Annotated in this window: 21 protein-coding genes; 11 read left to right on the forward strand and 10 right to left on the reverse strand. The window is 41.6% G+C overall.

The features are described from left to right. Positions 1 to 12: 12 nt before the first annotated feature. Positions 13 to 1,215: a hypothetical protein gene (locus ACPZ3T_RS08245; RefSeq protein WP_490275124.1), complete on the reverse strand. Its 1,203-nt coding sequence runs from the start codon at positions 1,213 to 1,215 to the stop codon at positions 13 to 15. 106 nt (positions 1,216 to 1,321) lie between these two features. On the opposite strand from ACPZ3T_RS08245, the gene ACPZ3T_RS08250 reads away from it, so the two are divergent. Both ACPZ3T_RS08250 and ACPZ3T_RS08255 read left to right on the forward strand, forming a co-directional pair. Next, positions 1,322 to 1,876, forward strand: coding sequence for a DciA family protein (locus ACPZ3T_RS08250; protein ID WP_490275126.1), 555 nt, complete (start codon positions 1,322 to 1,324; stop codon positions 1,874 to 1,876). A gap of 358 nt (positions 1,877 to 2,234) precedes the next feature. Beyond that, positions 2,235 to 2,549 carry a hypothetical protein gene (locus ACPZ3T_RS08255; RefSeq protein WP_490275128.1) on the forward strand — a complete coding sequence of 105 codons (315 nt, stop codon included), beginning with the start codon at positions 2,235 to 2,237 and terminating at the stop codon, positions 2,547 to 2,549. A gap of 222 nt (positions 2,550 to 2,771) precedes the next feature. Here ACPZ3T_RS08255 and menB read toward each other — a convergent pair whose 3' ends face one another. Together menB and ACPZ3T_RS08265 are read right to left on the reverse strand one after the other, a co-directional pair. Further along, positions 2,772 to 3,605, reverse strand: a complete 834-nt coding sequence (gene menB / locus ACPZ3T_RS08260; protein WP_490275130.1) for a 1,4-dihydroxy-2-naphthoyl-CoA synthase — start codon at positions 3,603 to 3,605, stop codon at positions 2,772 to 2,774. 32 nt (positions 3,606 to 3,637) lie between these two features. Then, positions 3,638 to 3,796 carry a hypothetical protein gene (locus ACPZ3T_RS08265; RefSeq protein ID WP_490275132.1) on the reverse strand — a complete coding sequence of 53 codons (159 nt, stop codon included), beginning with the start codon at positions 3,794 to 3,796 and terminating at the stop codon, positions 3,638 to 3,640. Between the two features lie 107 nt (positions 3,797 to 3,903). On the opposite strand from ACPZ3T_RS08265, the gene ACPZ3T_RS08270 reads away from it, so the two are divergent. Beyond that, the gene (locus ACPZ3T_RS08270; RefSeq protein WP_490275134.1) at positions 3,904 to 4,482 is read left to right on the forward strand and encodes a Uma2 family endonuclease; all 579 of its coding nucleotides are present in this window, start codon (positions 3,904 to 3,906) and stop codon (positions 4,480 to 4,482) included. A 61-nt stretch (positions 4,483 to 4,543) separates the two neighbouring features. After that, complete coding sequence (locus ACPZ3T_RS08275) at positions 4,544 to 5,548, forward strand: Rpn family recombination-promoting nuclease/putative transposase (RefSeq protein ID WP_490275136.1); 1,005 nt, start codon at positions 4,544 to 4,546, stop codon at positions 5,546 to 5,548. Positions 5,549 to 5,572: 24 nt separating this feature from the next. On the opposite strand, the gene menD is transcribed toward ACPZ3T_RS08275, so the two are convergent. Beyond that, positions 5,573 to 7,339, reverse strand: a complete 1,767-nt coding sequence (gene menD / locus ACPZ3T_RS08280; RefSeq protein WP_490275138.1) for a 2-succinyl-5-enolpyruvyl-6-hydroxy-3-cyclohexene-1-carboxylic-acid synthase — start codon at positions 7,337 to 7,339, stop codon at positions 5,573 to 5,575. A gap of 44 nt (positions 7,340 to 7,383) precedes the next feature. Between menD and folB the strand changes: the two genes are divergently transcribed. Continuing rightward, on the forward strand, positions 7,384 to 7,749 hold the full coding sequence (gene folB / locus ACPZ3T_RS08285) for a dihydroneopterin aldolase (RefSeq protein ID WP_490275140.1): 366 nt from the start codon (positions 7,384 to 7,386) through the stop codon (positions 7,747 to 7,749). 303 nt (positions 7,750 to 8,052) lie between these two features. Further along, a complete protein-coding gene (locus ACPZ3T_RS08290) occupies positions 8,053 to 9,351 on the forward strand; it encodes a diguanylate cyclase domain-containing protein (protein ID WP_490275142.1) in 1,299 nt (432 codons plus the stop codon). 6 nt (positions 9,352 to 9,357) lie between these two features. On the opposite strand, the gene ACPZ3T_RS08295 is transcribed toward ACPZ3T_RS08290, so the two are convergent. Together ACPZ3T_RS08295 and ACPZ3T_RS08300 are read right to left on the reverse strand one after the other, a co-directional pair. Then, positions 9,358 to 9,738 carry a calcium-binding protein gene (locus ACPZ3T_RS08295; protein WP_490275144.1) on the reverse strand — a complete coding sequence of 127 codons (381 nt, stop codon included), beginning with the start codon at positions 9,736 to 9,738 and terminating at the stop codon, positions 9,358 to 9,360. 84 nt (positions 9,739 to 9,822) lie between these two features. Continuing rightward, the gene (locus ACPZ3T_RS08300) at positions 9,823 to 10,461 is read right to left on the reverse strand and encodes a Uma2 family endonuclease (protein ID WP_490275146.1); all 639 of its coding nucleotides are present in this window, start codon (positions 10,459 to 10,461) and stop codon (positions 9,823 to 9,825) included. A gap of 331 nt (positions 10,462 to 10,792) precedes the next feature. Here ACPZ3T_RS08300 and rbsK point away from each other — a divergent pair, with 331 nt between their 5' ends. Beyond that, positions 10,793 to 11,719, forward strand: a complete 927-nt coding sequence (gene rbsK / locus ACPZ3T_RS08305; protein WP_490275148.1) for a ribokinase — start codon at positions 10,793 to 10,795, stop codon at positions 11,717 to 11,719. Between the two features lie 204 nt (positions 11,720 to 11,923). Here rbsK and ACPZ3T_RS08310 read toward each other — a convergent pair whose 3' ends face one another. After that, complete coding sequence (locus ACPZ3T_RS08310) at positions 11,924 to 12,355, reverse strand: nucleoside deaminase (RefSeq protein ID WP_490275150.1); 432 nt, start codon at positions 12,353 to 12,355, stop codon at positions 11,924 to 11,926. Between the two features lie 19 nt (positions 12,356 to 12,374). Here ACPZ3T_RS08310 and ACPZ3T_RS08315 point away from each other — a divergent pair, with 19 nt between their 5' ends. Further along, on the forward strand, positions 12,375 to 13,298 hold the full coding sequence (locus ACPZ3T_RS08315; protein ID WP_490275152.1) for a nucleoside hydrolase: 924 nt from the start codon (positions 12,375 to 12,377) through the stop codon (positions 13,296 to 13,298). A 222-nt stretch (positions 13,299 to 13,520) separates the two neighbouring features. Here the strand turns inward: ACPZ3T_RS08315 and ACPZ3T_RS08320 are convergent, their stop codons facing one another. Together ACPZ3T_RS08320 and ACPZ3T_RS08325 are read right to left on the reverse strand one after the other, a co-directional pair. Then, positions 13,521 to 15,281, reverse strand: coding sequence for an ATP-binding protein (locus tag ACPZ3T_RS08320; protein ID WP_490277162.1), 1,761 nt, complete (start codon positions 15,279 to 15,281; stop codon positions 13,521 to 13,523). A gap of 179 nt (positions 15,282 to 15,460) precedes the next feature. After that, positions 15,461 to 15,697, reverse strand: a complete 237-nt coding sequence (locus tag ACPZ3T_RS08325) for a hypothetical protein (RefSeq protein WP_190704826.1) — start codon at positions 15,695 to 15,697, stop codon at positions 15,461 to 15,463. 358 nt (positions 15,698 to 16,055) lie between these two features. Between ACPZ3T_RS08325 and ACPZ3T_RS08330 the strand changes: the two genes are divergently transcribed. From ACPZ3T_RS08330 to ACPZ3T_RS08340, 3 genes are all read left to right on the forward strand, one after another. Next, a complete protein-coding gene (locus tag ACPZ3T_RS08330) occupies positions 16,056 to 16,202 on the forward strand; it encodes a hypothetical protein (RefSeq protein ID WP_490275154.1) in 147 nt (48 codons plus the stop codon). Positions 16,203 to 16,293: 91 nt separating this feature from the next. After that, positions 16,294 to 18,105, forward strand: a complete 1,812-nt coding sequence (lepA, locus tag ACPZ3T_RS08335) for a translation elongation factor 4 (protein ID WP_490275156.1) — start codon at positions 16,294 to 16,296, stop codon at positions 18,103 to 18,105. Between the two features lie 880 nt (positions 18,106 to 18,985). Further along, complete coding sequence (locus ACPZ3T_RS08340) at positions 18,986 to 20,173, forward strand: glycosyltransferase family 4 protein (protein WP_490275158.1); 1,188 nt, start codon at positions 18,986 to 18,988, stop codon at positions 20,171 to 20,173. Positions 20,174 to 20,327: 154 nt separating this feature from the next. On the opposite strand, the gene ACPZ3T_RS08345 is transcribed toward ACPZ3T_RS08340, so the two are convergent. Beyond that, positions 20,328 to 21,425, reverse strand: a complete 1,098-nt coding sequence (locus ACPZ3T_RS08345) for a tetratricopeptide repeat protein (RefSeq protein WP_490275160.1) — start codon at positions 21,423 to 21,425, stop codon at positions 20,328 to 20,330. Between the last annotated feature and the right edge of the window lie 67 nt (positions 21,426 to 21,492).

Raw genomic sequence — 21,492 nt, forward strand, 5'->3', positions numbered from 1 at the left:
AATTTTTCCCATTCAAGGCTGTTGGATTCTCGCTTTAATGCCTTTAGCTTGTAGCTGTTTTAGCCTTTGTTGGGCTTCTTCTTTTGTTGTTAATGCACCGAGATAAATTAATTTTTGATTGCTTGATAAGTAAGCATCAGGAACTACCTGTTTGGCAGTTGTCAGGGAACTGGCCTCTTGATTGTCGGCGACTATGTAGTAACGTCCATCTGCTGTGGGTTTGATTTCTGTGGTTGTCTGGGGGGGTGTGGTGGTGGAGTTTGGTAAAGGCTGTAGGGTGGGTAGGGGGGATACAGTTACAGGTGGTAAGGGGGCAATTGGTGTGGGGATAGTAGCCGGGTTGAATGGTGTGAGTGGTGTGGGTTGAACTTTAGGTTGTAAACCAACCACATCATTGGGATCTCGGACTTCGGGAAATTCTTGAGCAGCTAGGTTGGGATATTTGGGTATGGGTGTGAGTTCTGGCTGGAGTTCGGACTGGGAATTTGTAGTGACTGCTTTGGGATTGGCAGGGGTAGGAGATGAGTTATTGTTAAATAATTTACTCAGGTTGAATTGGGGTAAACTTTTGGGGTTAAACACCACATAACCTAAAGTCAGGCTTGCTACTAATAACAGCAGCATAGAACCTATACCTAAAGGTGAGAGCAAACTATCACTACTATTAGCTGGTTGCTCATCTTCTGATGTTTGTTCATCGGTTAAACTGCGTAATAATGCTTCACTCGATTCTAGATAGTCATCTGGGTGGCTAGGGGTGTCATCAGCTAAAAGCTGGTTATTTTGGCTGGTTTGGGTAGGAGTTGGGACTATGCTACTAGCAGCGTTGGGTGGAGGCAGAGGAATTTGAGTGTGGGATGGGGTGTCAGTAGACGTTGGGGGATGTGGCGGTGTTTCTATTTTGGTAGTAATGGTTGCTGGTTGTTCTGGGGGAGTTTCCAGAACAGAAGTTTTATGGTTGGTAATTTCTACAATTGGTAGGTGAGGATAATCGGGTGTGGTAGTTTTGCCAGTCACATCTGGAGGTAGATTGGTGATATAACTATGCACCGAGGGTTTGCTGTTAGCCCGCACTCCCATCCGTGAGCGTCGATAACGGGCTAATTCTTGGTCTAACTGTACTTCTAAACTCCCTAGTGCTGCTGCTAGTGCTGGCTTTAAACTGGGTGTTTTAGGCGATCGCATACCGGAATCCATCAGGGGATTTTGACTCATTGCCTCATACCTATTAACTGTAGATAATTGTGTGCCAATCGTAACGAAAATTGTTGATTAGTATAGATACCAGAACTACTCTTGAGTTTTGCAACTCTTTAGCAAGATGTCTTTGAAACCAATTAATGATATTTTAGGTGTTCTGGAACAGCAAGCTAAATGGCAGGAAGATCCATTTCTAGGTGTCCTCCACTGCTGGGTAGAAGTTGTTGGTACGTCGGCGGCTAATCATTCTCGCCCCTTATCAATACAGCGTCATGTTTTGCGGGTGGCAACTTCTAGTGCTGCCTGGGCGCAAAATTTGACTTTTAGTCGTCAGACATTACTCACCAAGTTAAATACCAAGTTATCTATGTCTTTGGTAGATATTCGCTTTTCTACTGCTGGTTGGCAAAAATCGCAAGAGCTATCACTACCGCAACCTAGTATCTCACCCACAGAACATCCGAGTTATTTAGGTGACATAAATAATTACACTACTGCTAGTAAAACCACTGGCGAAAATGCCCATCAGGTATTTGAGTCTTGGGCTAGAGCTAGGCAAATGCGATCGCAAGGCTTGCCCCTGTGTCCTCAGTGTCAATGTCCCACACCAGCCGGTGAACTCCAGCGTTGGGGAATATGTGCCTTATGTAGTGCGAAACAGTTAGCCAAAAAATAATTTCTATGATTGAGTAAAAAAACGCTTTTAGTATTTAAATTTACGTGTGTATACTATAAATATGTCAGTAAATATCTGAAAATGTAGATTTTACAGATTAATTAAAAAAATCCAGAAGATTTAAAATTTTGTTTTTAGCGTTGATCCCCAATTAGTTATAGGCGATAATTTATATGTAGTCACTACAGTAAACATTTAAAAATATAACAACAATCTAAAAACATTCTAAAGTTAATTTTAGACTTAAAAGGCTATAACCTAGATAGAATCACGCATTATGGGTTCATTACGTATTTATATCTAGAAGGAAAATAAAAGGACAGAAATTAGCCCTCAACGGCCTTAAAGATGAACCCAAATGAAACCTATTAATTATTTGACATCTGCCTGTCGATATTGCCGTCACTACAAGCCAGAAGGCCGTCGTGGTGGAAATTGCCAAAAGTTAGGCGCACCAGTCCAAGCTAGTTGGAAGGCTTGTTCTTTCGCACTACCACCTTTTGCCCCTTCTTGGGAAACTTTGGAAGATGCTTGGAGCTTACCAGATGCTACGCCAGTTTTAAATAAATCTGATTGTGAAATATCAACTTTAGATAAAGATACTTTTGTTCCTGCTCAGGAAAAGACTGCCTCCACTTCTGAACAAGCAAAAGTTGAGACAGTACTCATCTAACCATCCTTAATATTACCTGATACCAAGTTGGGATAGTTAGTATGATTTTGATCTGCTGGAATAGGCTATGAATCTAGGCTTGCAATCCAAAATCCCAAATCCAAAATTGGTATGAGTCAATAGGCAGTCTGTGTCAAATTAAGATTTGATTTTAAATTTCTAGTGCTGTAAAGTTCAACATTTGGAAGAATCGCACCTCTAGGCAGGGTGCGATTTTTTAGTTTAGGGTAGCCAAGGAAAACTGCGGAAATTAGGGGGGCGTTTTTCGAGAAAAGCTTGTTTACCTTCAGACCCTTCTTCGGTCATGTAATATAACAAGGTGGCATTACCAGCCAGTTCTTGTAAACCAGCTTGGCCATCACAATCAGCGTTAAAAGCAGCTTTTAAGCAGCGAATAGCAATGGGACTTTTTTCTAAAATTTCTGTTGCCCATTTCATGCCTTCTGCTTCTAACTCATCTACTGGCACAACACAATTTACTAAACCCATTTCTAAAGCTTGTTGGGCATCATATTGGCGACAGAGAAACCAAATTTCCCGCGCTTTTTTCTGCCCGACTATTCTAGCCAGATAACTAGCACCAAAACCCCCATCAAAGCTGCCAACTTTCGGGCCTGTTTGCCCAAAAATAGCATTATCGGCGGCAATGGTTAAATCACAAATTAAGTGTAAAACGTGTCCACCACCAATGGCATATCCCGCCACCAGGGCAATCACAACTTTTGGCATGGAACGAATCAAGCGTTGTAAATCTAACACATTCAATCGAGGCACGCCGGCATCATCTACATAGCCAGCTTGTCCCCTTACACTTTGATCACCACCTGCACAAAAAGCATATTTGCCATCTGTATGTGGACTTGCGCCCGTAAATAAAACTACCCCAATAGTAGTATCTTCACGAGCATCACAGAAAGCATCATAGAGTTCAAAGACGGTTTTCGGTCGAAAGGCATTGCGTTTATGGGGACGGTTGATGGTGATTTTAGCAATACCATCGGTTTTGTCATAGAGGATATCTTCGTAGGTTTTAACAGGTTGCCAGTTAATTTGCATGGGAATGAAGTCCGCTCTGGTGCTTGAGAATTTTATCGCGGACGTAGGGTAATGCGATCGCTTTCCTCTGTCAAAACTGTAAAATCAGGTTGATGAGTTAGTGTAAAGCCTCTGATGTAGCTGCAATTGTCTGTTTCCAAATCATCAAGAATGGCATTAATCGCAAAAAAGCCGATCCCCGACTTACTCAACTGGCTAGAGCAAAAAATTAATGCGATCGCCTGTAATTTTTACTTGTATAAGCTCAAGAAAAAATTCATAATATAGACGTGTGGGCATTTTTTATATTTCATGATTTATGAGCAATGTGCCTTTGAATATTCCCCCGAATTTGAAAGTTACCAAAGAGCAATTTGCCATCCTTGCTGCTGCTAATCGAGATTTACAACTAGAGTTAAGTGCTACAGGAGAATTAATTATTATGCCCCCTACGGGAGGAAGTACAGGTAAACGTAATATTGATATTGAAGGACAACTTTGGTTTTGGAATCGACAAACAAAGCTGGGTGTTGCTTTTAACTCTTCTACAGCGTTTTTACTTCCTAATGGTGCTGAACGTTCTCCCGATGCAGCCTGGATAAGTCAAGCTAGATGGGACAGCTTAAAAGCAAACGAACAAGATTCTTTCCCCCCACTTTGTCCAGATTTTGTCATGGAATTGCGTTCCAAAAGTGACAATATGCAACCTTTACGTAAAAAAATGCAGGAATATATCGATAATGGATTGCGTCTGGGTTGGTTGATTGATACGAAAAATAAAAAAGTAGAAATTTATCGAGCAAATCAACCTGTAGAAGTGGTACAAAATCCCACAAGTTTATCTGGAGAAGATGTTTTACCTGGATTTATTTTAGATTTACAAGTTGTGTTTAGTTAGCGATGAGTTCCTCAACCCCACACTAGGACATGATTAAAATAATGAATCTCCCAATCAACTCATGACCAAGGAACTTCAAAGAGCCGATAATGATTCACCGTGGAAAGAAATTTTAGAAGCTTACTTTCCCCAAGCGATGCAGTTTTTCTTCCCACAAACCGCAGCATTGATTAATTGGGAACGTCCTCATGAGTTTCTGGATAAAGAATTTCAACAAATCACCCGCGAAGCCGAAGTTGGTAGAAGATACGCTGATAAGTTAGTCAAAGTCTGGCATATTCAAGGTGAAGAAATCTGGTTATTGATTCATGTAGAAATTCAAGCCACATCAGAAGATAACTTTGCCGAAAGAATGTTTACTTACAACCTGCGAATTTTTGATAAATTTGGTAAACCAGCTATTAGTCTGGCAATATTGTGCGATGCAGACTCAACATGGCGACCAAATCAATACAGTTACAATTATCCTGATTGTGGACTGCATTTTCGATTTGGAACAGTCAAGTTGCTAGATTATCAACAACGATGGTCAGAATTAGAAGCAAGTGATAATCTGTTTGCAACAGTGGTAATGGCACACTTAAAGACACAACAAACCACAAAAGAGCTAGGAGAACGCAAAGCTTGGAAATTCAGTTTAATTCGACGACTATACGCACAAGGACTGCAAGAAAGGGATATTCGTAACCTTTATCGTTTCATTGATTGGGTTATGATTTTACCAAAAGCCTTAGAAGCAGAATTTTGGGACGAGTTTAAACAGTTTGAGCAGGAGCGTAGCATGAGTTACATAACCACAGGTGAGCGCATTGGCTATGCGCGCGGGAAGGAAGAAGGTAGACAAGAAGGTAGACAAGAAGGTAGACAAGAAGGTAGACAGGAACAAGCTCAAGCACTTGTCCTACGGTTAGTGCAAAAACGTTTGGGAGATTTACCTCAAGAAATTCGAGAACAGATTCAAAGTCTTTCTTTGAAACAGTTGGAAGCACTAGGTGAGGCTTTATTAGATTTTAAGGCGAACGCTGATTTGCTCACTTGGCTACAAGCAAATCACACAATTGAGTAAGATAAGTGCGATCGCTAGAAGCAACTAAGCATCAACACTGTTAAAATTCATATTTCCAGCAAACTGCCCTAAGTTATCCTGTCGCCATTTCGCGTCAGCTTGACGATTTGTCCTCACCTCCAAAATCCGAATACCGGAATTTGGCAGTGGGTTTAATCTTTGCTGTAAATGCTGCCAACAAGTAATTAACTCGTGGTGTACACCATAGGTAGCGGATAATTGAGCAAAATCAATATTTTGAGGAGTGCCAAAAAATTCTTCAAATGGTGGGTCGAATTTGGCAATGGGTAACATTTCAAAAATTCCGCCACCATTGTTATTAATTAAGATAATTGTCAAATGTCCAACAAATTTATTTCTCATTAAAAAACCGTTAGTGTCATGCAATAATGCTAAATCTCCTGTGAGCATCACACTACTTTGATGACGGTGGGCAATTCCTAAAGCAGTGGATAATATGCCGTCAATGCCATTTGCACCCCGATTAAAATATACTTGCACTCCTAAATTATTCGGTTTCCAGAAATACTCGACATCCCGCACAGGCATACTGTTGGAGATAAATAACGGTGTGCCAGGTGGTAATATCTGAGAAATCAACCAAGCGGCTTTACATTCTACTAATTCTTTCATCTGTGCAAAGGTTGCGTCTACATTTGCCCTCACTTGAGCTTCAGCATCACACCACATTTGCAAATATTCAGAAGGCTTTGGGGAACATTCTTCTTCCTTGGCTAAAAATTCCTCTACTCTCATTCTCAAATGAGTTGTTTTCCCATGCAAGGGGTCGAGGTTTTGGTAACTAGGGTCAATTATCCAGCGTTGGGGTTGGTGAGTGTCTAGCCAAGTTCGCAGTTCTTTACTGGTTGGCATATCCCCGATTTGAATTACTATCTCCGGTGCTAGCTGTGCGGCTAGTTGCTGATTGCGTAAAATCAGGTCGTAGGTAGAAATGAGATAAGGGTTGAGGTGAGCATAATTTCTGACTGGGGAAAGTCCTTCAGCCAGTACAGGCCAATTGAGGGTTTGGGAAAGGTGGGCGATCGCTCTACAATATTCCTGTGGTTGTCGTGGTTGGGCAACTCCGGCAATAATTATGCCTCGCTCAGATTGATCTATTGGGAATGGAGCATGGGGAATCGGGGATGGGGTAAGATTGGTGATACCAGCAAAGAATGCTTCTGGGTGGAAGTTGGCTAATAAATGAGTTAAATCATGACCATCAGGAATAGGTGCTAAGGGGTCACGAAAGGGAATATTTAAATGTACTACCCCTGGTATTGGGGTTTGGGTTCTTTCCCAACTATAAATTACTGTTTGTCGCAGATATGCTAACATTCGCATCTCTGGGACTGGTGTGGCTAATTCTGTTTGCCAATTGGGATAACTACCATAGAGTTTTACTTGATCTATTGTCTGTCCTGAGTGGCAGTCTCGCAATTCTGGAGGTCTGTCGGTGGTTAATATCAATAGGGGAGTGCGGCTTTCTTTAGCTTCAATGACGGCAGGATAAAAGTTCGCTCCCGCAGTTCCAGAGGTGCAAACAATGGCGACAGGACGAGCGGTGGCTTTGGCGACTCCCAAGGCGAAAAAGGCGGCGGAACGCTCATCAAGAATCGAAATGGCTTCAATTTCAGGGACTTGCTGTGCAAAGGCGACTGCTAGGGGTGTGGAACGAGAACCAGGACAAATAACTACACAAGTGAATCCCAGACGCTTGAGTGTTTCGGTGAGGATATAAGCCCAAAGTTGATTAATATTTTTCTCGGCGAACCGCATCACATCAGACATAGGTATAATTCGTAATTCGTAATTCGTAATTTAGGGATTTGCAAATGGACTGTATTCATTTAACGGGGATTCGTAGCTATGGCTACACTGGGTATCTGCCAGAGGAACAGGTGCTAGGACAATGGTTTGAGGTGGATGTGCGGTTATGGTTGGATCTGGTGACAGCTGCTAAAAGTGACGCGATCGCCGATACTTTAGATTATCGTAGTGTTATTAGCTTGATTCAACATTTGGTCAAAACTTCTAAGTTTGCTTTAATTGAGCGTTTAGCTGGTGCGATCGCTGATTCTATCATCCAAGAGTGCCATCAAATCACAAAAGTTCAAGTTATAGTCACTAAGCCGGCTGCTCCAATTCCAGATTTTGGTGGCAAAATTAGCATTGAACTAACTAGAAATAGAGAAGATTAAGATTACTAAATAATTATCAACTTTCCACACCCCGCTTCATTAGAGAAAACGGGGTTTTTGTTATGTGATATACAATTTATTGCTACTAACTATTGCTGATAAATACTAACATGAATGACTAGCTGTCTTTAAATAATCAGTAAATCCCATGACTCATTACTTATTACTTATTACTCATTACTTATTACTAATTGATTTGAGATTGTTCGATATTTTAGATATTGATTATCATATAATTATTCCCTTTCAGATTGAGTTGAATTAACAACAATGTCTGACCCTTAGCAGATAGGCTATTTAAATATGCAGGCTCGCAAAATCCTAGTTGTTGAGGATGAAAAAATCCTAGCGTTGAATATTAAGAATAGTTTACAGAAATTAGGTTATAATGTTCTAGAGACTACAAATTCAGCAGAAAAAGCTATTAAAAATGTAGCAGAGCATTACCCAAATTTAGTGTTATTTGATATCCGGTTATCAACAAAAATTAACGGTATTCAGATAGTAGATATTATCCAAAATAATTTTGATATACCAGTGTTATATATAACAGAATACTCAGAGTATATCAGACTGCATAAACAGGGAATTAGTCAGCCTTTTAGCTATATTTTAAAGCCCATCAGAGAAACAGAGTTGCATCTTGGTGTAGAAATTGCTCTAGAACGATATGAAAGACAGAGAAAATTACAACTAGAAAAACAAAGAATGGAAGCAATTATCAACAGCATGGGTTGTGGAGTCGTAGTCACCTTGAGTGATGGTTGTATTGAAATGATCAATCCAATGGGACAAAAACTCACGGGTTGGGGGGAAAATGAAGCTATGGGTAAGGATTTAGTGGAAGTTTTGAGTCTAGTTGATCAAGACATAGACGAATTAATTGATAATTTAGTCACCCAGGTAATGCAAGATGGTGAGGTGGTGAACTTACCGGAAAACTGTATATTGATTGCCAAAGATGGCACAGAAATTCCTGTGGGAGATCATATTGCACCTATCCGCGATCGCAATGGTAATATTACTGGTACAGTGCTAATGTTTCAAGACATCAGTCAACGCCAGCTTACCGAAATGCAATTACTCCGTCATGCGATTTATGATGGACTGACAGCATTACCAAATCGAGTTTTATTTTTAGATCGCCTTAAGCAAGCAATTGAGCGCAGTAAACGCCGCAGTAATTATCGGTTTGCCGTTTTATTTTTAGATTTAGATGGTTTTAGGGGAATTAACGATCGCTTTGGTCACAGTATGGGGGATGATTTTTTAGTAGCGATCGCTAGACGATTAGAATCCTGTGTCCGCAGTGGAGATACTGTCAGCAGATTTGGTGGTGATGAATTTGCTGTATTGTTAGAAGAAATTAGAGATATAAATGACGTGATCAACGTCGCTAAACGCATTCAAGATACTCTCGGCTTACCACTGAATTTCAACGGTAATCAAATCTATACTACGGCTAGTATTGGCATTACTTTAAATCATGGTTGCACTGATGAACCAGAAAGCATACTTAGGGCGGCAGATAGTGCTATGTACCGTGCCAAACAACAAGGCAAAGCGCGTTATGATGTTTTTAATGAGCCTGCCAATTATTAGTAAATTTTAAAACTTGTAGCCTCTAGCTAACCAATACATCCAATCTGCGATCGCTTCTTGAGTTTCATCATCTACATCAATTGGTTCTATTTCAGATAACTTGGCAGAATGTACATCATCATCCTTACCCCCAATATAAGCAACTTCAACATACATATCTCTTAAACAATCATCTTCTGGGGCCATTCCCAAGACTTCTACAGGCTTTTCCTCAATGGTAGAAGTCTTCCGATTCTTCTTCTTCCACTTACCCATAAAGGGAAACTCTAAAGTATCATCCAGGTAATAATACCAACCCATTGCCCGCTCTTCTTTATCGTCAGCATCAACAATAATCTCGTCTTCAATGCGATTTTCTCTGGTTTCGTCTCGTTCTACACTAGCCATAAACACCCAGCCTGATAATTATACAGTTTGATATATTAATCGTTTTGGCAATAACTGTCGAGCCACCTTAAGCATTTGAGAAGATTAATTTTGGATCTGCTGGCTTACCCAAGTACGGAATGACTTCATCATGGCAATTTCCCCCATCTGCAAACTTGCTGCTAAAAATCGAGGAATTTCACTTGCTAAAGGGAGATTGGCAAAAGTTGGAGAGACATCACAAAGCACATAGACATCATCACATAACCGATAAATTTGCATTATAGATTCGTCATACCGCCAAACCTCTGGAACACCCAAAGCCAGATAAATTGGTAGTCTTTCAACCGATGCGCTGGTGTAATCTACCTCAATTACTAAGTCTGGTGGGGGATCTTGCATTAAGTCAAGATGAAGTTTATCTCGCATCACGGGTTCATTTTGAACGTAAAAAGCTGAATCTGGTTCTACCCCTCGCAGTAAATCTGGACGTTTGCAAGTTGTTGAACCAATGCTTTTAAGATTGAGGTTGAGTACATCTGCTAGATTATCTATCAGTTTCTCGATCAATCGTTTGTTATGCTCATGAGGCATTAAAGGAGTCATAATTTCCAGCGTTCCGTGATCATAAGCCAACCGCGTGGTGCGATGATCTCCCATTTCTGCCAGTATAGTTTCAAAGGTATGCCAGCTAATATTAGGTAGTATCACCCGTTGGGAATTGCTGGGTGTTGTCGTCACCATAGGACTTAACCTCAGTTTTTTTACCAAGATATCAAGAAATTGCCTGGAGGTTGGCAAGACAAGACACTTCCAATAAGGGGTGTAAGGGTGTAGGGGTGTAAGGGAAAGACTTTTTCATGTGTTCTCGTGTACGGAGTTCATGACGGCTATTTAATATTTATTTGATACAGCAAATTTGATGTTGATGAGGTATAGCAATTGATTGAAAAAAAGTAATGAGTAATGAATAATTAGTAAGAAATTTACTTATTAAGTATTACTTATGACTTATGGTGTATCTCACTTACTTCAAAAGTGCTGTAAATAAGCTCTAAACTCTATAGTAATTTTTATGAGTATTATCGTCTTCGGCAGCATCAATATAGACTTAGTAGTTACAGCCCCTCGGTTGCCTGTTGCTGGTGAAACATTAACCGGAGAAGAATTTTTGAAAATTCCCGGTGGGAAAGGTGCAAATCAAGCAGTAGCACTGGCACGTCTAGGCATCCCTACCCACATGGTAGGGCGAGTAGGTGCAAACAGTTTTGGTGCAGAACTAATTCAACATTTGCAAGATACTGGTGTACAGACTAAAAATATCTTCGCTGATCAAAATGTTAGTTCGGGAGTAGCAATCATCACTGTAGATCATTGTGGTGAAAATCACATCATTGTGATTCCTGGTGCTAATGGACAAGTGAATCAAAAAGATGTAGAACGATTATCCCACCTATTACCGACCGCTACAGCACTACTGTTACAATTAGAAATTCCGATGACGGCGGTGGTAGCAGCAGCCAAAGCCGCACACCATGCCAACATTCCAATCATTTTAGATCCTGCCCCAGCACCATCTCATTTACCAGCAGAACTTTATCCCTTGGTGGATATTATCACACCCAATGAAGTAGAAGCCGGACAATTAGTAGGCTTTGCCGTCGATGGCAAGGAAACAGCAGCCCAAGCCGCCGGAGTGTTATTGCAAAGGGGAGTGAAAAATGCGATCGTCAAGTTAGGCTCTCAAGGTGCTATCTGTGCCACCTCTGAAGAAACTTTCTTTGTTCCAGCATTTACAGTTGATGCAGTTGATACTGTAGCTGCTGGTGATGCTTTTAACGGCGGTTTAGCAGCAGCACTATATCACGGACTTTCTTTGCGTCAGGCTGTTGTCTGGGGTACAGCAGCAGGTGCTTTAGCCGCTACAAAATTAGGCGCACAAACTTCATTACCTGATAAGTTTACCTTTGACGCGTTTCTGAAAGAAAGGGGAGTAGGGTAGAGGAGGTAGGGGGCAGGGGGCAGGGTGCAGGGGAGACAAGGGAGACAATCCAACAACCCTAAAAAACCGGGTTTCTGAACGAAAGATTAAGGTTTCTAATCTGAGGGATTTGCAGCCCTAAAAAACCGGGTTTCTGAACTAAAGATTAAGGTTTCTAAGCTGAGGGATTTGCAAGAAACCCGGTTTTTAACCGATGTGAGATCCCTAATTCCCAATATCCTCATTCCATAACTCAGGATTTTTACTAATAAAATCACTCATCATCGCTTCACATTCATCCAAATTGAGATCAATTACTTCTACGCCGTGGGATACCATAAACTCTTTCGCACCGGGAAAAGTTCTTGATTCTCCAGCAATGACTTTTTTGATACCAAACTGCACGACTGCCCCAGCGCATAAATAACACGGCATTAGGGTTGAATATAATGTTGTACCTCTATAGCTGCCAATTCTACCGGCATTACGGAGGCAATCGATTTCGGCATGGGTAACAGGATCACCATCTTGTACACGCTTGTTGTGTCCCTTGCCGAGAATCTTACCGTCTTTGACAAGAACTGAACCAATGGGAATACCTCCTTCTTGTCTGCCTTGTTTTGCTTCTTGAATGGCAGCTTGCATAAATTCATCCATAGCTTTCTTTCTCCTAAGTATGAACAAACAACTGGTATTAATGGATCATGATGGCGGTGTAGACGATTATTTAGCGACTATGCTGCTGTTGACTATGGAACATATTGAAGTTCTTGGTGTTGTAGTTACACCTGCTGATTGTTATGTGCAGCCAGCCGTTAGTGCTACACGTAAAATTATTGATTTGATGGGATTTTCTCATATACCAGTGGCAGAAAGCACTGTTCGGGGGATTAATCCTTTTCCGCGCTTATATCGGCGTGATTCTTTTATTGTTGACCATCTGCCTATTCTCAACCAAAACGAATTTGTGAATACGCCTTTGGTGACAGCAACCGGGCAAGATTTTATGGTGAAGGTTTTGCGGGAAGCATCACAACCAGTCACCCTCATGGTAACTGGGCCTTTGACAACGGTAGCTGTAGCTTTAGATAAAGCACCAGATATCGCCAGCAAGATTGAGAAAATTGTCTGGATGGGCGGTGCTTTAAATGTTCCTGGTAATGTGGAAAAAAGTCTGGAAGCTGGGCAAGATGGTTCTGCGGAATGGAATGTTTACTGGGATGCGGTTTCGGCGGCGCAGGTATGGCAAACCGAAATTCCAATTATTATGTGTCCTTTGGATTTAACTAATAATGTGCCGGTGACATCAGATTTAGTTCAGAAGATGGGAAAACAACGCCACTACCCTATTTCTGATTTAGCAGGACAATGTTATGCCCTAGTAATTCCCCAAGATTATTATTTTTGGGATGTGCTAGCAACCGCTTATTTAGGACACCCAGAATTTTATCAACTACGAGAATGGGAAACAGAAATTATTACGACTGGTATCAGTCAGGGACGTACTAAAGTTGTCTCTGGTGGACGCAAAATTTTGGCTATGGATAAAGTTGATAAAGATGCTTTTTACGCCTACATCTTAAAGCAATGGGCTAGGTGAAAGGGAACAGGCAACAGGCAATGGGGGAAAACTAAGCATACAGTTTGAGTAATGAGTAATGAGTAATGAGTAATGAGTAATGAGTAATGAGTAATGAGTAATGAGTAATGAGTAATGAGTAATGAGTAATGAGTAAATACCCATGACTTATTACTTGTTACTTCAAGAACGCGAAAAATAACTTTTCCCACTGCAAATTTTAGTCAGCCCGGAAATATTCCCTCAACCCTGTTCCAAATTTGATTCACTATCTGTAGAAGATAACATTACTGGTTGTTGGTATAGGGGAACTGTAAAGGTGACTGTAGAACCGAGTCCTTCACCGAGGCTGTAAAAATGTACTTCCCCACCCATAGCTTCTACTAGTTTTTGAGATATTGCTAGTCCCAAACCTGTGCCACCATACTGGCGAGTACGTGAACCATCTACTTGTGAGAATAGTTGAAAGAGTTTATCTTGTTGGTCTAGGGAAACACCTATACCAGTATCTGCTACTCTGACTCTTACCATTCCAGGAAATTGCTGTTCTGGACATTTTCCTTTGTGGAGGACGATATCCGCACTCACGGTAATACCGCCTTCGTGGGTAAATTTAATGGCATTACCGGTTAAATTCAACATGACTTGCAATAACCTTTGGTAATTGCCTTGGACAATGATGTCATCGGAAGTGGGAGGTAATTGCATCTGAAAGCTGAGGTTTTTGACTACTGCTTGGGGATACATGAAGTTTTCGACATCAGCAAATAGTTCATCTAGCTTGACAGGAGAGCAAACAAGCTCCATTTTCCCGGCTTCGATTTTGGCTATATCTAAAATGTCGTTAATAATATTCAACAAATGTAGAGATAGTTGGTGCGCTTCTTCTAAAAACTGATTTCTTTCTTCAGCATCGTCTGCCATGCCTTCTAAAATCAGCTTTAAGAAGCCAATCATGCCGTTGAGGGGGGTACGGATTTCATGGGAGACATTAGCGAGAAATTCACTCTTGAGGCGGGAGGCTTCTTCGGCTTTTTGTCTTGCGGCTTCTAGTTCTTTGTATAAGGTAGCATGAGCGATCGCAGTTCCTAATTGATCTGCTACTTCTGTGGCTAATTCTAGTTCTCCATCTGTTAACGGGCAACATTCATCTGGCAGATTAATGGCGATTAAAGCATTGGCTTGATCTTGATAGCAGGTAGCGACGACTAAAATCTTTTGTTGTGGACACAGATTATACCCTGGCACTTCCATCACCACAGGTTCTAGGGTAGCCAAGGCTTGAGCAAAGGCTGGTTCGGTGTTGATATCTATTTCTAACCCCAGCATGGAAGGCCGTTGCGGTTGATGATACTCTGCTATCACCCGCACCTTGGAGCTAGAAGGTTGATAAGGGCAAATAATACACCGTTCTAACTGCAATGCTTTGCCTAAACTATCAACTGTTTGTTGCCAGATGATATCTAAATCTAATGTGCGCCGGATATTTCTGGTAATTTTGTTGACTAGTTTTTGGTGTTTTTGCGATCGCAATTCTAAATCTATCTTTGGCTGTGAATTAATTGCTACATCTATTTCTTGAGTATTAACTTTAACTTGTAATAACCTACCCGTAACCAAAACTGTATTAGCAGTAGTACCCACAGGCGGAATAATCGGGCAAATTGCCAACTCCAACTCGAATAAATTGCGATCGTCCCTAAACCAGCATTGACACTTTTCAGGAACTAAACTGGTTAAAATGCGATCCAATCTTTCTAAATATGAATCCTGATCTACTGGGATAAACACTTGCTCGCTATTGCATTCATTTGCTATGCTTTGCGAGTTAATACCCAAAATATCAGTCTTCTGCCAATAAAAAGACAGGTAACGCCCTGTCCGATCCTGCATATATACCAACTCAGCACCGAGGGTTGGTAATAAGCCATCAGCTTTAGGGTTAATCGATTCCAGATTTTGGGAAAATATGTGTGGCAATTGGGAGTTGGCAGTAATAATCATTACATCGAGTTGGATAGATAAATGGCAACTCAAAACAGTTTTACTTAAACTAGGCAAAGCTTGGCATAAAAATTTACAGCTTCTACACACTGAGTATTGCGTATTTTAGCTGTTCTGGAATCTAGATTGACCAACTTTACAATTTTCGGCTGGATTCTTTACAGCCTATTCATGAAATGTCAATCATTCCATTCACCCCTCGGTGGAACGGGGATGCGATGAGGGGTGCGAGTTAGTTCATCATCTCTGAGAATTTCACCCCGCAACCATTGGCGAATCGCTACTTCAATTACCTTGCTCGGATCGTCAGTCAGATGCTGGATTTGCTCTAGTAAGTCCGAGTCGAGGCGGACAGCGATTTCTACCTTATCGGCTGATATAGATTCCGCATCGGTAGCTCTTTCTTTCATATTCATAGGTTTATATACTCAGGAACGGTCTTTTCACCAGCTTTGTAAAGCCTTTGTATGTACTGTTCGGGTTGTTTACTGACAAAATGTTAAAAGTTTATAGTTACATAGTTCCCCGAAATTTCATTAAACTAACAGCGTCAGGTAGCAATTGGCTATTTTTATAGCGGCTTCCAGAGCATCAGCTAGCAGTTTTGTCAGTAAATTAGAATATCAGGGCAATTACAGGTGGCAATTGACCATTATCTCTACACTATGTACTTATATATATTTATTGTACGCTTCCGGTTGATGAATACTAGCAGTGAAAAATAGACTTTATAGAGATTCTTAAAAAGTCTGTTGAGAATCTTTAAGATGGGGAATGGGGGCAGGGGGCAGGGCGCAGGGAGCAGGGAGCAGGGGAGACAAGGGAGACAAGGGAGACAAGGGAGACAAGGGAGACAAGGGAGACAAGGAAGATTTTACTCCAATGCCCAATGCCCAATGCCCCATCCCCAATGACTATTGACTAACTAGCAGCATCTTGGCAAAGAAAGCATTAAAATACATGAAGTAAATAGCTTTTTAACTTTGGTTGCTGCTTCAGCAAAGATTAGTATATGACTGACGTTCCCGCAGTTCGCATTCGCAATTTCTGTATTATTGCTCACATTGACCACGGGAAATCCACCCTTGCCGATCGCCTCCTCCAAGCCACGGGGACGGTTGAAGATCGGCAAATGAAGGAACAGTTTCTCGACAACATGGATCTGGAACGGGAGCGCGGCATTACAATTAAGCTGCAAGCTGCCCGGATGGACTATCAGGCTAAAGATGGTCAGCATTATGTCCTGAACCTGATTGATACTCCAGGCCATGTGGACTTTTCTTATGAAGTGTCGCGCAGTTTGGCGGCGTGTGAGGGGGCTTTATTGGTGGTGGATGCTTCTCAAGGTGTAGAAGCACAAACTCTCGCCAATGTCTATTTAGCCCTGGAACATAATTTAGAAATTATCCCTGTTCTCAATAAAATTGACTTACCTGGGGCAGAACCAGATAGAGTCATCAGCGAAATTGAGGAAATCATCGGACTCGATTGCAGTGGGGCAATTTTAGCCTCAGCCAAAGAAGGCATCGGGATAGATGAAATTTTAGAGGCGATTGTTGAACGCGTACCACCCGCACCAGATACCGTAGATCAACGCTTAAGGGCGTTAATCTTTGATAGTTACTACGATGCTTATCGGGGTGTAATTGTCTATTTCCGGGTGATGGATGGGAAGGTGAAAAAAGGCGATCGCGTTTATTTAATGGCTTCCGGTAAGGAATACGAAATCGATGAGTTGGGTGTCCTTTCCCCCACCCAAAAGCAAGTCGATGAACTCCATGCCGGGGAAGTGGGATATCTAGCCGCCGCTATTAAAGCTGTAGCCGATGCGCGGGTGGGTGACACTATTACCCTATCAAACGCCAAAGCTACAGAACCTCTCCCTGGCTACACCGAAGCTAACCCGATGGTGTTCTGTGGAATGTTCCCCATTGACGCAGATCAATTTGAGGATTTGCGGGAGGCTTTAGAAAAACTCCGCCTCAATGATGCCGCACTACACTACGAACCAGAAACCTCTAGCGCGATGGGGTTCGGTTTCCGGTGTGGTTTCTTAGGATTGCTGCACATGGAAATTGTGCAGGAACGCCTAGAAAGAGAATACAATTTGGATTTAATTATTACAGCCCCCTCTGTGGTTTATAAGGTAATCACAATCAAGGGTGAAGAACTGTATATTGATAATCCCAGCCACTTACCTGCACCTAATGATCGTGAACGGATCGAAGAACCCTACGTCAAGGTAGAAATGATTACACCGGAAGGGTTTGTGGGGACGCTGATGGAATTGGCGCAAAATCGCCGGGGTGTGTTTAAAGATATGAAATATCTCACCCAAGGACGTACCACCCTCACCTATGAGTTACCTTTGGCGGAAGTAGTCACCGACTTTTTCGACCAAATGAAATCGCGATCGCGCGGTTATGCCAGTATGGAATATCATCTAATTGGCTACCGTGAGAATCCCTTGGTGAAATTGGATATCATGATCAACGGCGATCCTGTGGATTCCTTAGCCATGATTGTTCACCGTGATAAAGCTTATAATGTGGGACGGTCAATGGCGGAAAAACTTAAAGAACTCATTCCCCGTCACCAATTCAAAGTTCCCATTCAAGCCGCTATCGGTAGTAAAGTCATCGCTAGTGAACACATCCCCGCCTTACGAAAAGATGTCCTCGCCAAATGCTATGGCGGTGATATTAGTCGTAAGAAGAAACTTTTACAGAAACAGGCGAAAGGTAAAAAGCGGATGAAATCTGTGGGAACAGTCGATGTACCCCAGGAAGCTTTTATGGCTGTGCTGCGTTTAGATCAAAGCTAAACCCATCGGAATACACTAGGATACAATTTGTTGCAAACTGTAGAGACGTTGTGATACAACGTCTCTACAAACATTTTTGATCATGTTAATTCGATATCTTGCATTACTGGAGATGGGGAAGTAAAATACTCCATTTAACTGGAGCATTAAGCAGCTACTCTAAGAGGTTGTTTGAAAAGTATTGTTATTAACACCAAAGTCTCTCTAACCTAACCCCCCTAGCCCCCCCTTCCCTACAAGGGAATGGGGGTTTTAAAGCCTCTCTCCTTGTAGGCTACTGTGTACACACAAGTCATCTGATCCCCCTAAATCCACGACACTGAGGGAGCCGGGAAACCCGTCCAACGCAGTGTCTCCCCTTAAAAAGGGGGACTTTGATTCTTGTTCCCCCTTTTTTAAGGGGGGCTAGGGGGGATAAAGTCATATTTTGCACTCAGCACAAGGATGTGTGTACACAGTAGCCTTGTAGGGGAGAGGTACCCTGCGGGAAGCAAGCTATGGAGAGGGGTTTTTAGTATCCTTGATGACTTTCTAAACATCCTCTAAGAACTTTCATCAGGATTAATAACTTTTGATCGGATTTTTCCACATAAGTGAGAAAAAGTCGGAAAATTTTAGTAAATTTACTTACTACAATTTCTACTCTCAAAAGTTTAAATTTTTATAAAGCAAATGTACTTTTAACTGGCTTAATCTTAGAAGCTAGGATATTTACTGAAGTTCGCTGGCAGGTGCAACCTCTCAACGGCTTCTCACCAGTGCAGGGTTTCTTAATTGGGAATTTTGTAGGGGTAAGCTGACTCTATGAAAATGCCTAACGGCGAACCTGCAAGGGTATGCGTGAATTGTGAATTGCTCAAAGCATCGGGGAGTCTAGTTCATGAAGATACTGGTACTAAGTTGGGAGTTTCCACCGAGGATAGTTGGCGGTATTGCGCGTCATGTCGCTGAATTGTACCCGGAACTAGTAAAATTAGGGCATGAAATCCACCTGATCACTGTAGAAGTTGGGAATGCTTCGATGTATGAAGTCGTGGAAGGAATCCATGTACATCGAGTTCCAGTTTCCCATAGCAATGACTTTTTTCATTGGGTAGTCAACCTTAATCAAAGCATGGGACATCATGGCGGCAAGTTAATTTTAGAGGAAGGTAACTTTGATTTAATTCATGCCCATGATTGGCTAGTGGGAGATGCAGCGATCGCACTTAAGCATACCTTTAAAATTCCCATGATTGCTACTATTCACGCTACTGAATATGGACGCTACAACGGGATTCATAACGATGTTCAAAGCTACATTCACGGCAAAGAAAACTTACTTGCTTTCAATGCTTGGCGAATTATCGTCTGTACTGACTATATGCGTCAGGAGGTAGAGCGAGCCTTAGCTAGTCCTGGGAATAAAATCGATGTGATTTATAATGGTATCCGCCCAGAAAAGAAAAAACATCACGAAGACTTTCACGCTCAAGATTTTCGCCGTCAATTCGCCGCCGACTATGAGAAAATAGTCTACTACGTGGGACGCATGACTTACGAAAAAGGTGTGTCAGTGTTAATGAATGCCGCCCCCAAGGTATTGTGGGAAATGGGGGGTTATGTGAAATTTGTGATTGTTGGTGGTGGCAATACAGACAACCTCAAACGCCAAGCTTGGGACTTGGGAATATGGGATAAATGCTACTTTACCGGCTTTCTTTCGGACGAATATTTAGATAAATTCCAAACTGTAGCTGATTGTGCTGTTTTTCCCAGCCTTTACGAACCCTTTGGGATTGTAGCTTTAGAAAGCTTTGCCTCACGAGTTCCTGTAGTGGTTTCCGATACAGGCGGCTTCCCGGAGGTTGTGCAGCATACTAAAACGGGGATAGTTACCTCTGTAAATGATCCTGATTCTTTGGCATGGGGAATTTTAGAAGTACTGCGAAATCCTGGTTATTGTCAATGGCTAGTTGATAATGCCTATGCAGATTTAGAACACCGCTTTAGCTGGCCAAAATTAGCCAAACAGACTGAAAATGTATATGTGAGCGTCATGCAAGAGCGATCGCAAGTTGACTGGTAAACAGTCAATCAATTTTAGATTTTGGATTTTAGATTTTAGATTGACTGCACCCGTGAAAAGGAGGGGAGCAAGGGAAGCTCTCACCCACGATTCCACTTGGTTTTGAATCTGATTATTTTAATAATTCGTAATTGCAATTAATATTGATTACGAATTACGAATTAGCTCGCCGCTTTAACATTTGAGTTAAGCGATCGCGTAATAACACTTCCTGCTGACTATCTTCTAAGATTTGAGAAAGGATAATCGCTCTTTCATAAAAATTCTGGGCGGTGGGATAATTACCTAACTGCTCGTAAAGTTGGGCATAAGATTGGAAAGATTTTAACTGTTCTGGGAGATTTTGTAATTCTTGTGCCAGAATTAAACGCTGTTGCAGTAATTCTAAAGCGCGCTCATAACGTCCGACAGCAGAGTGTGCGGTGACTAAACCATCAATGGCGCGGATTTGGTTGGTGCGATCGCGGTTCATCCTGGCCATTCCCATTGCTGCGCCGTAGGTGGCAATGGTATCTTGATAATTGCCAGCCGCTAGATAAGTATCTCCTAAATTATTTAAAGTATTGAGTTCACCTTGTAAATCACCACTACGGCGGCGGTAGATTAAAGCGGTTTCATACAGTTTAATTGCTTTGTTGTAATCTCCCTGTCTAGCGGATACCAAACCCAAATTACTCAGAGATAATCCTTCACCTTCTATATTTTTGACATTGCGGGCAATTATTAATGCTTCCTCCAGAGTTTTACCGGCGGGGATGGGTTCACCGACTTGTAAGAATAAAGTCCCGATATTATTTAAGGCAAAAATCTGAGATTGAAAGTCTTGGGTATCTCGTGCGATCGCTAAATGTCGGCGTAACGCATCTTCACCTTCTTTGTAACGTCCCAATCGAATATAAGCCTTTGCTAGTAAATCATACGTTAAACCTTTAGCTCTCAAGTCCCCAATCAAGTGATAAATTTTCAGTGCTTCCAAACCAGAATCAATAGCTTTTTCAGGGTAGCCGCTAGCATATTGCTGTTGACTAACACGTAATAACGCGTCTGCATCATCTCTAGATTGTCGTCCAAAAGAACTATTTAATGGACGATGCAATTGTTCAGTAATATCAACTGCATTCGCCACCACAGGATTAAACAGTACAGCTAAAAGTAAAAAGTAAGAACTAAAAAATTGATATTTGTTCACCAACCCAAAGCTTGCAGTTTTACGGGTGGAAAATAAATTTAAAACCGTATGCTTTTGTCTCATAAAACTTACCCCTGGAATTTCGCAGAAGATTATTCTGCTATTATAAACACAGGTAAATTACGGATAT

Source organism: Aliinostoc maniaoense, from assembly GCF_058172895.1.

Coding starts and splice junctions, on each gene's coding strand:
- ACPZ3T_RS08245 (WP_490275124.1), bottom strand. CDS start 1,215: ATGAGTCAAAATCCCCTGATGGATTCCGGTATGCGATCGCCTAAAACA.
- ACPZ3T_RS08250 (WP_490275126.1), top strand. CDS start 1,322: ATGTCTTTGAAACCAATTAATGATATTTTAGGTGTTCTGGAACAGCAA.
- ACPZ3T_RS08255 (WP_490275128.1), top strand. CDS start 2,235: ATGAAACCTATTAATTATTTGACATCTGCCTGTCGATATTGCCGTCAC.
- menB (WP_490275130.1), bottom strand. CDS start 3,605: ATGCAAATTAACTGGCAACCTGTTAAAACCTACGAAGATATCCTCTAT.
- ACPZ3T_RS08270 (WP_490275134.1), top strand. CDS start 3,904: ATGAGCAATGTGCCTTTGAATATTCCCCCGAATTTGAAAGTTACCAAA.
- ACPZ3T_RS08275 (WP_490275136.1), top strand. CDS start 4,544: ATGACCAAGGAACTTCAAAGAGCCGATAATGATTCACCGTGGAAAGAA.
- menD (WP_490275138.1), bottom strand. CDS start 7,339: ATGTCTGATGTGATGCGGTTCGCCGAGAAAAATATTAATCAACTTTGG.
- folB (WP_490275140.1), top strand. CDS start 7,384: ATGGACTGTATTCATTTAACGGGGATTCGTAGCTATGGCTACACTGGG.
- ACPZ3T_RS08290 (WP_490275142.1), top strand. CDS start 8,053: ATGCAGGCTCGCAAAATCCTAGTTGTTGAGGATGAAAAAATCCTAGCG.
- ACPZ3T_RS08295 (WP_490275144.1), bottom strand. CDS start 9,738: ATGGCTAGTGTAGAACGAGACGAAACCAGAGAAAATCGCATTGAAGAC.
- ACPZ3T_RS08300 (WP_490275146.1), bottom strand. CDS start 10,461: ATGGTGACGACAACACCCAGCAATTCCCAACGGGTGATACTACCTAAT.
- rbsK (WP_490275148.1), top strand. CDS start 10,793: ATGAGTATTATCGTCTTCGGCAGCATCAATATAGACTTAGTAGTTACA.
- ACPZ3T_RS08310 (WP_490275150.1), bottom strand. CDS start 12,355: ATGGATGAATTTATGCAAGCTGCCATTCAAGAAGCAAAACAAGGCAGA.
- ACPZ3T_RS08315 (WP_490275152.1), top strand. CDS start 12,375: ATGAACAAACAACTGGTATTAATGGATCATGATGGCGGTGTAGACGAT.
- ACPZ3T_RS08320 (WP_490277162.1), bottom strand. CDS start 15,281: ATGATTATTACTGCCAACTCCCAATTGCCACACATATTTTCCCAAAAT.
- ACPZ3T_RS08325 (WP_190704826.1), bottom strand. CDS start 15,697: ATGAATATGAAAGAAAGAGCTACCGATGCGGAATCTATATCAGCCGAT.
- ACPZ3T_RS08330 (WP_490275154.1), top strand. CDS start 16,056: ATGGGGGCAGGGGGCAGGGCGCAGGGAGCAGGGAGCAGGGGAGACAAG.
- lepA (WP_490275156.1), top strand. CDS start 16,294: ATGACTGACGTTCCCGCAGTTCGCATTCGCAATTTCTGTATTATTGCT.
- ACPZ3T_RS08340 (WP_490275158.1), top strand. CDS start 18,986: ATGAAGATACTGGTACTAAGTTGGGAGTTTCCACCGAGGATAGTTGGC.
- ACPZ3T_RS08345 (WP_490275160.1), bottom strand. CDS start 21,425: ATGAGACAAAAGCATACGGTTTTAAATTTATTTTCCACCCGTAAAACT.